We start from the raw sequence: 13,536 nt of genomic DNA on the forward strand, positions 1-13,536 counted from the left end.
TCATAGGCTTGTGCTCGCGTCGACGTGGTTCCATGGCAGCCGTTCGTTCCAGCGTGCCAGCCTGGCGCGGAAACCGTCCAGGTAGAGATAGATCACGGGTGTGGTGTAAAGCGTGACGACCTGGCTGAGGATCAGGCCGCCCATGACGGTGATGCCCAGGGGCTGGCGCAATGAAGCCCCCTGCCCGATGCCGATCGCCAGGGGCACGGCGCCAAGCACCGCGGCCGCCGTGGTCATCATGATCGGGCGCAGTCGGATCACCGCAGCGTTATGGATCGCCTCGCGCGCATCCTGCCCCTTGTCACGCTGCAGGTGGATGGCGACGTCGATCATCATGATCGCGTTTTTCTTGACGATGCCGATCAGCAGGATGATGCCGATCATCGCGATCACCGAGAACGGCGTACCGAAGATCAGCAGCGCCAGCGTGGCGCCGATGCCAGCCGAGGGCAGCGTGGAGAGAATCGTCAACGGATGCACCGTGTTCTCGTAGAGAATGCCGAGCACGATGTACACCGCGACCAGCGCAGCGATGATCAGCAGCGGCATCGTCGACATCGATTGCCCGTAGGCCTGGGCCGCGCCGGCGAAGCTGCCGTGGACGGCCGCCGGCAAGCCGATCTGCTGCGACACCTGGTCGATGATGGCCGAAGCCTGGCTCAGCGAGCCTCCCGGCGGCAGGTTGAACGAGATCGTCGCGGCGACGAGTCCATCCTGATGGCTGACCTGTGTAGCGGTGTGGTTCGTCACGTAGCTGGCGATAGCGGGGAACGGCACCAGCGTTTCCGCCGCCGTGCTGTCGGCGCTACCACTGGAGCCGCCACCCTTGGCATTGGAAATCGCATTCGTCAGGAGGTTGGCTTCGGCATCCGCGTTCTTCGCGTTCGTCGTGCTGGCTGTGCCCGAGGTGGTGCTGGCGACGGTCGTCGCGGTCACGCCCTTCACCAGTGAACTCGACATCTGCGTCTGCTGCGTGCCACTCGCGTTGCCTGCCGCCGTGCTGAAACGGATGCGCTCGAGCATCTGCGGGTACTGCCAGTACTTCGGTGCGACTTCCATCACCACGTAGTACTGGTTGAGTTCGTTGTACACCGTCGAGACCGTGCGCTGGCCGAACGCGTCGTACAGGCCGGTGTCGATCTGGTTCGGTGCGAAGCCATAGCGCGCCGCCGTGGCACGATCAAAGTTCACGTACACCTGGAGGCCGTGCTGCTGCAGGTCCGAGTTGACGTCGGAGAGCCGCTCCTTGCTGAGCGCGGCGACCAGCTTCGGCACCCAGGTGAACAAGGTGTCCGGGTTGTCGCTGGTCAGTGTGTACTGATATTCCGCGGCCGACTGCCTGCCGCCGATGCGAAGGTCCTGCGCCGCCTGGAGCAACAGGCGCGCGCCGGACACCGCGTTGAGCTTCGGTCGCAGGCGGTCGACGACCTGCGCCGCGGAGATCTTTCGCTCCGCGAGCGGTTTCAGTTCGATGAAGACATTGGCGGTGTTCAGTGCCCGGCCGCCCGTGAAGCCGGCCACGGAGGCGACCGCGGGGTCTTTCTGAACGATGGCCTGCAGCTGCGCCAGCTTCTTTTCCATACCCTGGAAGGAGATGCTCTGGTCCGCGATGATCTGGCCCTGCAGGATGCCGTTGTCCTGTTCGGGGAAGAACGTGGACGGCACGAAGCGGATGAGGAACACGTTGAGGACGATGAGCCCGATCAGCACAAGGGCAACCAGCAGGCGATGGTCCAGTGCCGTCGCCAGCGAACGGTCGTAGCCCTGCTTGAAGCGCTCGAACTGACGCTCCGACCACACTGCAACGCGGCCCTGCTGCCTCGCCTTGCCACGGCCGCGCAGGACGAAGGCGGCCATCGTCGGCGTGACCGTCAGCGAGATCACCAGCGAAAGCATGATGGCAATCGACAACGTCACCGCGAACTCGTGGAACAGCAGGCCGACGATACCCGGCATCAGCAGGATGGGAAGGAACACAGCGATCAGTGACAGGCTCATGGAGATCACCGTGAAGCTGACCTCGGCGCTGCCGACCAGCGCGGCTTCGTGCACCTCCATGCCCTCGTCCACGTGGCGCACGATGTTCTCCAGCACCACCACGGCATCGTCCACCACGAACCCGGTACCGATGGTGAGGGCCATCAGCGAGAGGTTGTCGAGACTGTAGCCGAGCAGGTACATCGGGCCGAACGTACCGATGATGGACAAGGGTAAGGCCACGGCCGGCACCAGCACCGCGCGTGGCGATTGCAGGAACACGAACACGACGCCGATGACCAGAAGGACGGCAATGAACAGCGTCCGTTCGGTGTCGCCGACTGCGGCGTTCACGGACTGCGAGCGGTCGACGGCAATGCCGACATGGACATCGTGCGGAAGCGTTGCCTCCACGTTGGGCAATACCTGCCGGATCTGCCCCACGGTCTTGACGATATTGCTGCCGGGCAGCGGGTAAACGATGACGAGTACCGCGTCCTTGCCGTTATAGAGGCCAGCATTGCGCAGGTTTTCCGCCGAATCCTTCACCTCGGCGACATCGCGCAGGAAGACAGGTGAGCCCTGGCGGTACGCCACCACGATGTCGCGGTACGGCGCGGCCTTGCTGATCTGGTCGTTGGATAGCACCTCGAAGCGCTGGTCGCCCTGGTCGATATGTCCCTTGGCGCTGTTGGCATTCGCCGAACTCAGCGACGCGCGTACGTCTTCCAGGCCGATGCCGTAGCTATTGAGCTGGTCGGGTTGCAGCTCCACGCGGACCGACGGCAGCGCGCTGCCGCCCAACGTGATCTGGCCGACACCGTCGACCTGCGACAGCTGCTGCTGCAGGATCGAGTTGGCGGAATCGTAGAGCTGCGCGCGGGTCAGCGTGGCCGACGTGAGCGCCAGCACCATGATCGGCGCATCCGCGGGATTGAACTGCCGGTACGTGGGATTGTTGCGCAGCGTGCTGGGGAGATCGGCACGTGCCGCCTGGATGGCCGCCTGTACGTCGCGCGCGGCGCCGTTGATGTCGCGTCCCAGGCCGAACTGAATCACCACCTGCGCCGAGCCGACCGAACTGGACGAAGTCAGCTCCGATACGTCGGCGATTGCGCTGAGGCGTCGCTCCAGTGGCGCCGCCACCGTGGACGCCATGATGTCGGGACTCGCGCCGGCCATGCTCGCCTGCACCACGATGACCGGGAAGGTCACGTTTGGCAACGGCGCCACCGGCAGTTTGAAATAGCCCAGCGCACCCGATAGCAGGATCGCGACGGCCAGCAGGGTGGTCGCCACCGGACGCCGGATGAAGAGGCCCGGGATACTCATGGTTCATCGTGCCCGATCAGTTTCTGTTCGGGACGCGGCCGCATGCGAGCCGCCAGGCGATCGAAGAACAGGTAGATCACCGGCGTGGTGAACAGCGTGAGCAACTGGCTTAGCGCGAGGCCACCGATGATCGCCAGGCCCAGCGGCCGACGCAGTTCGGAACCGGTGCCGTTACCCACCAGCATCGGCAAGGCACCCAGCATGGCGGCCAGCGTCGTCATCAGGATGGGACGGAATCGCAGTAACGACGCTTCGAAGATCGCCTCCGCCGGTGACTTGCCGTGGTCACGCTCGGCCTCGAGCGCGAAGTCCACGATCATGATCGCGTTCTTCTTCACGATACCGATCAGCAGCACGATGCCGATGATGCCGATCACGTCCAGGTCGTGGCCCGCCACCATCAGCGCCAGCAGGGCACCGATGCCGGCCGACGGCAATGTCGAGAGAATCGTCAGCGGGTGGATAAAGCTCTCGTAAAGCACACCGAGCACGATGTACACGGCGACAAGCGCGGCGATCAGCAGGTACACCTCGCTGGACAACGAATCCTGGAAGGCCTGCGCCGCACCCTGGAACGAGGACGTCACCGACGGCGGCAGGTGCACGGCCTGTTCGGCGGCAGTGATCTCCTTCACTGCCGAGCTCAGCGAGGCATCCGGCGTGAGGTTGAACGACACCGTGACCGCGGGGAACTGGGCCAGGTGGCTGATCACCAGCGGCGACTTCACGATCTGGATGTTCGCGATGCCCTTCAACGGTACCTGCCCGCTCGTACCCGTCTGGCTGGGCAGGTAGATGTCGCCCAGCGACGCCACGGTCGGCAGGCTCTCCGGCTTGGCCACCAGGATCACCCGGTACTGGCCTGCCTGTTCGAAGATGGTCGAGACGATGCGCTGGCCCAGCGCATCGTAGAGGGCGTTGTCGATCGTCGCGGGGGTGATGCCGTAACGCGCCGCAAGCTGGCGGTTCACCTCGACATTCACAGCGAGGCCATCGTTGTTGAGGTCGCTCGTGACATCGGTGATCGAGGCGATCTTATGCATGCGCTCGAGCAGCGCTGGCACATATTTCCCCAGCTCCTGCACGGACGAGCCGCGCAGGACGAACTGGTACTGGTTGGGCGACACGGTGGTATCCAGCGTCAGGTCCTGTTCCGGCTGCACGAACAGGCGGATACCCGGCACATTGGCGGTCTCGTCCTGCAGGTTACGCGCGATCTCGGCGGCACTGGACGAGCGGTCGTCCTTCGCCTTGAGGCCGATCAGGAACCGCCCGTTGTTGAGCGTCTTGTTCGTTCCGTCGATACCCACGTACGACGTGAGCCCGGTGACATTGGGATCCTTGAGGATCGCCTCGGCGAGCTGGGCCTGCCGTTTGACCATGGCGTTGTACGACACCGAGTTGTCAGCCACGCTGATGCCTTCCACCGCGCCCACGTCCTGCGTCGGGAACAGGCCTTTGGGAATAACGACGTAGAGCACGACCGTGAGCGCGACGGTGACCAGGAACACGATCAGGGTGAGGGTCTGGCGTGCCATGACGAAGCGCAGGCCGCGCTCGTACGCTGCCAGCGTCTTGTCGAACAGGCCCTCGCTGATGCGTTCGAAACGGCTCGGGTGCCGGTCTACCTGCGCACGAAGGATACGCGCGCACAGCATGGGCACCAGGGTCAGCGAGACGATGCCCGAGATAACGATGGTGACCGCCAGGGTCACCGCGAATTCGTTGAACAACCGGCCGATCACGCCGCCCATGAAAAGCAGCGGGATCAGCACGGCGATCAGGGAGACCGTCAGTGACACGATGGTGAAGCCGATCTGCCCCGCGCCCTCGAGCGCCGCCTCCAGGGGCGACATACCCTCTTCGAGGTAGCGCACGATGTTCTCGATCATCACGATCGAGTCATCGACCACGAAGCCCGTGGCGATGATCAGGGCCATGAGCGAGAGGTTGTCGATCGAGTAGCCGAGCTCGTACATCGCGGCGAGCGTGCCGATCAGCGAGACCGGTACCGAGATGCTGGGAATGATCGTTGCCGGGATGTTGCGCAGGAAAACGAAGATCACTACGACCACGAGCACGATGGCCAGGCCAAGCTCGAACGCCGCGTCGGAGACCGACGAGCGGATGACGCCCGTACTGTCCGCGACGACTTCGACCTTGATACCCGCCGGCAGCGTGGATTCCAGCTGCGGCAGCTTCGCCTTGATCTGGTCGACCGTGGCGATCACGTTCGCCCCCGGCTGCCGCTGCACGTTGAGCACGATGGCCTGGGTTTTGCCGAACCAGGCGCCCTGCTCCGTGTTCTGCGCGGACTGTGTCACCCGGGCAATATCGCGCAGGTACACCGGTGCGCCGTTCTGGTACGACACCACGGTGGCCAGGTAATCCACGGGATCGCGGATCTGGTCGTTACCGTTGATGGTGTAATCGAGGTCGGGGCCGTCGAAGTTGCCCTTGGGCTGGCTCACGTTGACGTTGGCGAGCAGCGAGCGAAGGTCGTCGATGTTCAGGCCATAGGCGGCGAGCTTCTTCGGATCCGCTTCCACGCGAATGGCCGGCACGTTGCCGCCGGCGGGGACCACCAGGCCGACACCGGGTACTTCGGCGATCTTCGAACCCAGGCGGTTGTTCGCCACGTCCTCGATCTGCGGCAGCGACATGGACGATGAGGTGACCGCCAGCGTAAGGATCGGCAGGTCGGCCGGGTTGACCTTCGCGTAGGTCGGCGGCGCGGGAAGGCCCGTAGGCAGCAGGCTGTTCGCGGCGTTGATCGCCTCCTGCACATTCTGCTCGGCGACGTCCAGGCTCAGCGACAGGTCGAACTGCAGCGTGATCACCGACGCGCCCGCCGAACTGTTCGACGTCATCTGCTGCAGGCCGGGAATCTCGCCCAACTGGACTTCGAGCGGCGCGGTCACCGTGCTCGCCATGACGGTCGGGCTCGCGCCCGGGTAGAAGGTCTGCACCTGGATGACCGGGTAATCGACCGAGGGCAGCGACGACACGGGCAGGAACTTCACCGCCACCAGGCCGACAAGGACAAGCGCGAGCATCAGGAGCGCGGTGGCTACCGGCCTGAGTACGAACAAACGGGAAATGTTCATCGGATCGCGTGCCCGCCTTTACGACGCGTGGCGTCTGGCTGGCGTGGCAGCCGTGGACGATCCGGCCGGCGGCTTCGCGCCAGCGAGCTTCACCTTTGCACCGTCGGTCAGGCGGTCCATGCCGTCGGTCACCACGGTCTGCCCTGCCGTGAGGCCGGAGGCGATCACGGTGAACTTGCCGTCGCTCGGCCCCAGCGTCACCTTGTGCACCGACACGGTCTGGTCGGCATTGACGAGGTAGACGAAATCGCCCGGTGCGCCCGTCTGCACGGCCGGCGTCGGCACGAGCACGGCCTGTTTCAGCGTATCCACCAGCAGGCGCACGTTGACGAACTCATTCGGGTACAGCGCTTCGTCGTCGTTATCGAAGGTCGCGCGCAGCGTGACCGTACCCGTGGCCGTGGCCATCTGGTTGCCGAGCGCATAGAGCTTGCCGGTGGCGATCTGGCGGCTGTTGTCGCTGCTGAAGGCGGTGACGGCGAGCGTGGTATCCGCCGTGCCGAAGCGCTTCAGCACATTGCCGAGGGAATTCTGCGGCACGGTGAACTGCACCGTGGTCGGCTTCATCGTGGTGATGGTGACGATGCCGGGCGAGGTCGATTGCGTCACGTAGTTGCCGGGGTCGACCAGACGCAAGCCGACACGCCCGGCCACCGGCGCGGTGATATGGCAGTAAGCAAGGTCGAGGTCGAACTGCGCGATGTTGGCTTCGTCCGCCTTCACGGCGGCTTCGTCCTGCTGCACGGTGAACTTCTGGTCGGCGAAGGTCTGCTCGGCGATCGACTTCTGCTCATTGAGCGTGGTGAAGCGAACCAGGTCCGCGCGCGCCTGGTCGAGCGCCGCCTTGTCTTTTGCCATCTGGGCCTGGGCCTGGCGTTTGTCGATCTCGTACTGGCGCGGATCGATCTGCCGCGAGGAACTGGCCCTTCTCGACGTCCTGCCCTTCCTTGTAGCCGACGTCGGTGAGGTAGCCGCTCAGCTGGGGCAGTACGTTGACCGTCGCCACCGGAGTGACCGTGCCGAGCTCGTTGAGGATCTCGGGCATGTCACCGAGCGTCGCCTTCGCCGCGCTGACCAGCTGGGGTGGCGTGACTGGCTTCTTCTTGCCGGAACCGCTTATGACGTGGAACAGCACCAGGGCGATGATGACGATAGCCACGATCGAGACGATCAGCAGACGCCGTCCCTTGTGACGAGGCTGCTTGGCTTGTGTCGCATCGCTCATGAATCGATCTCCTGGTTTACGCGCTATGGCTAGCCAACAGGAACGCACGAGGTCCGATTGCGTTTATCCGGAGAAAGACGCGTTTAACCTGCGCTCATCCGCCGCTGCTCGTAAGATTTCACGACGTAAACCCATGCGAAGGCGGGGCGTTCTCATCATCAGGCCCACTTCCCCAAGGTGTTGTGATGAAGACGCTCCGCTCCCTTTCCCTGGCCCTGTTCGTGACCATAGGCGCCGCCGCCGGCGCGTCTTCCGCTTCCGCACAGGTGTATGTCGATGAAGGCGTGGACATCGGGCCGGAGCCCGCCTGTCCGTACGGTTACTACGAGTACGCGCCCTACCCGTGTGCGCCTTACGGCTACTACGGTGCCGAATGGTTCGCCGGCGGCATCTTCATCGGCGCCGGCCCGTGGTTCCGCGGGCCGCGAGGCTTCCGTGGCCATGTCGATCCCCGTTTCGACCCGCGCCGGGGCTATGCCCGCCCCCTGCCCCAGGTCCGCGAACGCCCTGCGCCGGGTACCCGCTTCGACCGCATACCCGATTTCCACGGCGATGAATGGCATGACGGCCGTGGTAATCCGGGGCATGGCGACGGCCACCGCTGAGCGCGCACGTCGCCCCTCAAGAACCTGCGATCCCTGCCGTTATCAAGTGGAATCAGGCAGGGAAAGCAGGGCCAAGGATGACAATATCTTCATCGAACGCGCTGTCGCCGGCGGCCGTTTCGGTCGCCGTGCGTAACAACGCGGCGACGCCCGCGATAACCAGCGCGGCGGTCACGTCATCGCTGCCCTCGACCTTGCCCGTCACGCCACCACCTTCAGTCATCGTCACGCTCAGTGGCGCCACCAGCGCGCCTGCGCCGCTCCTCTATTCGCCGCAGTCGATCAAGGCCACGCCGATCTGGCAGGCCGCCTCCGTCGCAATCAAGACAGCAAGCGGTCGCAATCTCACACTGTCACTGCAGGACGACGGCAGCAGCTTCGCTATCGAGACCGACGGCGATGCACCCCTGAATGAAACCGACGCCAAAGCGGTCGCGGCGCTCGCCGATGCCTTCAGGACCACACTGGAGGGCATGACATCATCGCCACCACGCGTGGATCTTGCCGGTCTCGCTGGCGTCGACACCAGCGTCCTGTCGTCGGTGCACCTGAGCGCGCAGGCGTCGAACAGCAACCAGCCCATCCAGACGATCGACTTCACTGCCAACGCGAACTCGCGCACGGTGAAGATCGACGGCTCGGCCGGCAAGATCGATGTCACGGTGGATACGGCCTCGCCGGGAGTGACCGGTAGCAAGGCCCAGCAAGCGTCGGCGGTCACCAACTATCTCAAGCAGTTCGATCAGGCCGCATCCCGCGGTCATGCGGATCCTGCACTGATGGCGATGTTCAAGACAGCCTTCACCCAGATGAACGCACCGGCGGGGCTGAGCGCACCCACGCTCACGCGTTCCTCTTCGCCACTTAGTGAGACCGATCACGCACTCCTCAGCGGCCTGGCGGATTTCTCGGCATCGATCACGCAGACGGCGATCGCATCGAACCCGTACCGGTCCGACGAGCACGACGCGTTCTCGTTCCAGGTGTCGCAGAGCACCCGGGTATCGGGACGCGATGGATCGGAGCGTGGCATCACGCAGACCTCGTCGTCGCAAACGAAAGCGAGCTTCCACTCGGCACTTTCGGCCGACTTCCGCCTCAACCTGACCGAAGACCCGAAGTCGCAGAATTACTACTACACGCAGATCGACGACTCCGCGCAGAGCACCATGAAAATCGGTTACCAGAAGGGGCGCCTCGTCCAGGCGAGCCTGAGCCGTACCGCGAGCCAGCAAAGCGAACAACTGAAATACATCATGGGCCAGAAGGTCGAAGACGTGACGACGCCGCTGAAGCGGGCGCAACAACGCGACCTGCTCCCCCTGCTGAACGAGATGGAGCGGCACCCCCCGCAGACACGCGCCGAGCAGGAAGCACGCACGCGAGACCTCGCGACGATCCACGACAGCGTGGGATTCGAGACGAACCCGACCGTCCTCGGCTAGCCCGCCTGGCGTCCCCATAGGGATGTATAGAGGGCTATACATTCGAAATAAGTTTCGATATAACTGACTCACGTGCTGCGACGCAGCACGTTTTGTCACATACGGATGTAGCCGGCGCTAGCCCGGCTACCGGCACCCATCCCTGGCGATTCTCGCCGGTGTTGCGGTCGCGCCTTTGGGGGATTGCCTTCGATTACCCGTGATGCCCGGTTCTGCGGCAGCAGCGACCGCGCGCGCTCACGCCCAAAAAACGGTTCGAGGAGAGTGTCGTTCATGTCCAGCAAGACTCCCGGTATCCCGCGTGCCCTCGCCGCAGCCCTCGCGCTTGCAATCAGTTCCGCCAGCATGGCGCAGTCCACCACGGGCAGCCTGTTCGGGCAGGCGCCCGCCGCCGCCGGGGAGACGGTGACGGTGACCAGCGACACCGGCTTGAACCGGGATATCCCGGTTGACGAGCGAGGCCGCTTCTCGGCCGGGCAGCTGCCCCTGGGCACCTATACCGTCAGCCTGAAGGTCGATGGCAAGGTGGTCGACACGCGACAGAACATCACCCTCAAGGTCGGCGCCGGCACCGAGGTGTCTTTCGCCGCTACCCAGGCGCAATCGCTGGAGGGGGTGACCGTGTCTGCCGCCGCCCTGCCGAGCATCGACGTGTCGACCGTGGATTCGCGCACCGTGGTCACCTCCGAACAGCTGGCGCGGCTGCCGCTTGGCCGGAACTCCGAAGCCATCGCCCTGCTCGCCCCCGGCGTGGTCAACAACGGCGGCAGCTTCAAGGGACCGACGGGTAATTCCCTGGTGAGTTTCGGCGGCTCCGCGGCCAGCGAAAACGCGTACTACGTGAATGGCTTTTCCACGACCGATCCGCTGCGTGGCTTCGGCGGTCTCTCGCTGCCGTACGGCGCGATCGACCAGCAGGAGGTTTACACCGGTGGCTACAGCGCGCAGTACGGTCGCTCCGATGGCGGCGTGATCAACGTCGTCGGCAAACGCGGCACCAACGAATGGCATTTCGGTACCCAGGTGCTCTGGGAGCCGAGCTTCGCCCGCGCCAACCAGCGTAATCGGTACTTCGAGAACGGCCTGCCGGCGTCACCCAAGGCCGGCCAGCTGTATTCGCCGGACAGCAAGGATGCCTTCAGCAGCACGACGGTCAGCGCCTATGTGGGCGGCCCGCTGATCAAGGACAAGCTGTTCATCTTCCTCGCCGGCGAGTACGAGCGGCAGCAGGGCGACACCGTGAACCCGGTAAGCGGCTTCACCAGCACGAAACCGTATGTGGACTACCGCTACAACGAGCCGCGCTGGTACGGAAAACTCGACTGGAACATCACCGACAACAACATCGTCGAACTCACGGGCGCTTCCGACAAGTACGAAACCTCCGGCACTGTCTACAACTACGATTACCAGACGCGTACGCGCCAGGAACGGATCGGCAGCGACGACAACATCAAGACCGGCGGCGACCTGTGGACCGCCAAGTACACGGGCTACCTCACCGACAGCCTCACGCTGACGGCGCAATACGGCAAGCTGAAGAGCGACGACTACGACGCACCCGCAGGCTACGACCCGTCACTGACTTACGTGGACGGCCTGACCAACCAGAACCCAGAACTCAACGGTGGCGCGCCACGCGGCAACAACCAGACCGTCGCCAGCCTCAGCCCGGCTGGCCGCGGCAACCGCACCACCAATACGCGCATCGACCTGACCTACAAGATCGGCGACCACACCATCACCGCCGGCATGGACAACCAGACGGCGAAGGCGCTGGATCAGGGCACGATCACCTCGGGCGCGGGCGGCTATTCCTGGACCTACGGCCAGGGCGACCCGAACACGCCGATTTCCACGGGTCTCGGCGTCCCCGCCACAGGCGCCTTCCCCAACGGTGCGCAGGGCTATTACGTCATCCAGAATATCAACAGCAGCCTCGCGACCGTGCGCTCCACGCAGCGTGCCCAGTACATCGAGGACCGCTGGGAAATCGACGATCGTTGGTTGCTCTCGGTGGGCGTGCGCAACGACCAGTTCGAGAACTTCAACAGCGATGGGCAGCCTTTCGTCACGCAGCACAAGCCGCAATGGGCTCCGCGTCTGGGCGTCAGTTGGGACGTCAATGGCGACGCGACGTTCAAGGTCTACGCCAACGCGGGCCGTTACTACCTCGGCCTGCCGCTGAACCCGGCACTCAATGCGGCGGGCGGCGCACTGACCACCTCGCAATACTTCACCTATGGCGGTATCAGTGCCGACGGAACACCGAACAACCTGCTCGCCATTTCGCCACCCGTCGCGGCTAACAATACGTTCGGCCAGCTGCCGGACCCTTCCACCGTGACGACCAAAGGGCTGAAGTCGGAATACCAGGACGAGTTCATCCTGGGTTTCACCAAAACCCTGGGAACCAAATGGGTTTACGGCGCGAAGGCGACACAGCGCATCCTGCGCAACGCGATCGACGACTACTGCGATATCGACCTCGTGCTGGCCAAGGCGCAGTCGCTCGGCTATGACGTGACCACGTCGAGCAACCCGGTCAGCTGCTGGCTGTTCAACCCGGGCAAGGCGAACACGTTCAATCTCGTCGACACCTCGGGTAATCACGTGAGTGTGCCGCTGACCAACGAGGAGTTCGGCTTCGACCGCCTCAAGCGTCGCTACTATTCGCTGGAGTCGTTCCTCGAGCATCCGTTCGACGGCACCTGGTACGCGCGGGCCACGTACACGTTCTCGCGCAGCTACGGCAACACCGAAGGACAGCTGCGCTCGGACCTCTACCGCGAGTCGCGCGGCACCGGCCAGACCGCGGTGTCGACCACGCAGGACTGGGACAACTCGTACATCATGGTCAACACCAACGGGCCTCAGAACAACGACCACAAGCACCAGCTGAAGATCTTCGGTTACTACCAGATCACCCCGGAATGGCTGGTCAGCGGCAACCTGAGCATGATTTCCGGCGCGCCGAAGCCCTGCCTCGGCTACTTCGGCCCGGATCGCGAAGACCCGGCCGGCTATGGCAACAGCTATCACTTCTGCGACGGGCTTCCCTCGCCGCCAGGAAGCCATGGCCGGCTGCCTTGGGTGCGTCAGCTCGATATCGGCGCCACGTTCCGACCGGCCTTCGCCGACGCGAAGCTCGCCTTCAACGCGAACGTGTTCAACGTGTTCAACGAGCAGCGCGTCGTCGGCATCTACCCGAACGCGGAATCGAGCCCGAACCTGGCCAACCCGCTCTACGGCACGCCGACCTCACGCCAGCTGCCGCGTTACTTCCGCCTGAGCGCGAATTACGACTTCTGAGGAAGGCAACACTCAGCCATCGTCGTCGGGGGCCTCGAAGGGCACATCCTCTTCGGGGCCACCTTCGCTGGAATAGACGCCTTCGGCCGCTTCATCGTCGGCATCACGCTTTACCGGTGCCGTCCTGGGAACATATTCGGCCGGAATTTCGCCCCGGCTCTTGCGCAGGTCGTCAATGATCCGCTGGTTGATGCTCTGGAACGGGCTGCTCATCGTCGACCCCTGGGGCGGTGTGTCAGTGCCGCGATTTTCGCGGCGTCGTGCGTTCGGGTTTGGCGATCACCGAGTCCGGTGCCGCAACGGACTTGCGACCCCTCAGCTGCTTTGCCGTCAGTGGCAGGCACTCGCCCTTTTCGTTGATCTCGCGGATGGCACAGGCAGCCGGATGCGTGGCCGCTGCGACATCGTACGCCTCGAGAATCGACCTGCGTGCCTCGAGATATGACGGTCGATCCTTTGAAATCGTGGACATGACGCGTTACTCCCATGGACGACCCGACGCGCGCCGCCAGAGGCGAGGCTGCGCCGAGCCC

The 13,536-nt window shown here is 64.2% G+C and carries 9 protein-coding genes; 3 read left to right on the forward strand and 6 right to left on the reverse strand.

The window, feature by feature from the left end:
* Genes ACVWWJ_RS13615 through ACVWWJ_RS13630 form a run of 4 tightly spaced genes read right to left on the reverse strand, consistent with a single transcriptional unit; the run spans position 1 to position 7,641 of the window.
* Positions 1 to 3,309, reverse strand: coding sequence for an efflux RND transporter permease subunit (locus tag ACVWWJ_RS13615; RefSeq protein WP_456968295.1), 3,309 nt, complete (start codon positions 3,307 to 3,309; stop codon positions 1 to 3).
* On the reverse strand, positions 3,306 to 6,416 hold the full coding sequence (locus ACVWWJ_RS13620) for an efflux RND transporter permease subunit (RefSeq protein ID WP_456968297.1): 3,111 nt from the start codon (positions 6,414 to 6,416) through the stop codon (positions 3,306 to 3,308). Before ACVWWJ_RS13620 ends, ACVWWJ_RS13615 begins: the two co-directional genes overlap by 4 nt.
* A gap of 18 nt (positions 6,417 to 6,434) precedes the next feature.
* Complete coding sequence (locus tag ACVWWJ_RS13625) at positions 6,435 to 7,274, reverse strand: efflux RND transporter periplasmic adaptor subunit (RefSeq protein WP_456968298.1); 840 nt, start codon at positions 7,272 to 7,274, stop codon at positions 6,435 to 6,437.
* Positions 7,207 to 7,641 (reverse strand): hypothetical protein, encoded by a 435-nt coding sequence (locus tag ACVWWJ_RS13630; RefSeq protein WP_456968299.1) that lies wholly within the window; start codon positions 7,639 to 7,641, stop codon positions 7,207 to 7,209. Before ACVWWJ_RS13630 ends, ACVWWJ_RS13625 begins: the two co-directional genes overlap by 68 nt.
* Positions 7,642 to 7,826: 185 nt before the next feature.
* On the opposite strand from ACVWWJ_RS13630, the gene ACVWWJ_RS13635 reads away from it, so the two are divergent.
* The 3 genes from ACVWWJ_RS13635 to ACVWWJ_RS13645 all read left to right on the forward strand — a co-directional run bounded on the left by ACVWWJ_RS13635 (position 7,827) and on the right by ACVWWJ_RS13645 (position 13,003).
* Complete coding sequence (locus tag ACVWWJ_RS13635; protein WP_456968300.1) at positions 7,827 to 8,246, forward strand: hypothetical protein; 420 nt, start codon at positions 7,827 to 7,829, stop codon at positions 8,244 to 8,246.
* Positions 8,247 to 8,323: 77 nt separating this feature from the next.
* On the forward strand, positions 8,324 to 9,691 hold the full coding sequence (locus ACVWWJ_RS13640; RefSeq protein WP_456968301.1) for a hypothetical protein: 1,368 nt from the start codon (positions 8,324 to 8,326) through the stop codon (positions 9,689 to 9,691).
* Positions 9,692 to 9,964: 273 nt separating this feature from the next.
* Positions 9,965 to 13,003: a TonB-dependent receptor gene (locus ACVWWJ_RS13645; protein ID WP_456968302.1), complete on the forward strand. Its 3,039-nt coding sequence runs from the start codon at positions 9,965 to 9,967 to the stop codon at positions 13,001 to 13,003.
* A gap of 12 nt (positions 13,004 to 13,015) precedes the next feature.
* On the opposite strand, the gene ACVWWJ_RS13650 is transcribed toward ACVWWJ_RS13645, so the two are convergent.
* Both ACVWWJ_RS13650 and ACVWWJ_RS13655 read right to left on the reverse strand, forming a co-directional pair.
* Positions 13,016 to 13,216, reverse strand: a complete 201-nt coding sequence (locus tag ACVWWJ_RS13650; RefSeq protein ID WP_159892539.1) for a hypothetical protein — start codon at positions 13,214 to 13,216, stop codon at positions 13,016 to 13,018.
* A 22-nt stretch (positions 13,217 to 13,238) separates the two neighbouring features.
* Entirely contained in the window at positions 13,239 to 13,475 is a 237-nt protein-coding gene (locus ACVWWJ_RS13655; protein WP_456968303.1) for a hypothetical protein, read from the reverse strand.
* Positions 13,476 to 13,536 lie beyond the last annotated feature (61 nt).

Source organism: Luteibacter sp. HA06, assembly GCF_054061215.1.

Bases quoted from the DNA above. Each gene is read 5' to 3' on its own strand.
- ACVWWJ_RS13635 (WP_456968300.1), top strand. From the start codon at position 7,827: ATGAAGACGCTCCGCTCCCTTTCCCTGGCCCTGTTCGTGACCATAGGC.
- ACVWWJ_RS13625 (WP_456968298.1), bottom strand. From the start codon at position 7,274: ATGGCAAAAGACAAGGCGGCGCTCGACCAGGCGCGCGCGGACCTGGTT.
- ACVWWJ_RS13645 (WP_456968302.1), top strand. From the start codon at position 9,965: ATGTCCAGCAAGACTCCCGGTATCCCGCGTGCCCTCGCCGCAGCCCTC.
- ACVWWJ_RS13640 (WP_456968301.1), top strand. From the start codon at position 8,324: ATGACAATATCTTCATCGAACGCGCTGTCGCCGGCGGCCGTTTCGGTC.
- ACVWWJ_RS13620 (WP_456968297.1), bottom strand. From the start codon at position 6,416: ATGAACATTTCCCGTTTGTTCGTACTCAGGCCGGTAGCCACCGCGCTC.
- ACVWWJ_RS13655 (WP_456968303.1), bottom strand. From the start codon at position 13,475: ATGTCCACGATTTCAAAGGATCGACCGTCATATCTCGAGGCACGCAGG.
- ACVWWJ_RS13630 (WP_456968299.1), bottom strand. From the start codon at position 7,641: ATGAGCGATGCGACACAAGCCAAGCAGCCTCGTCACAAGGGACGGCGT.
- ACVWWJ_RS13615 (WP_456968295.1), bottom strand. From the start codon at position 3,309: ATGAGTATCCCGGGCCTCTTCATCCGGCGTCCGGTGGCGACCACCCTG.
- ACVWWJ_RS13650 (WP_159892539.1), bottom strand. From the start codon at position 13,216: ATGAGCAGCCCGTTCCAGAGCATCAACCAGCGGATCATTGACGACCTG.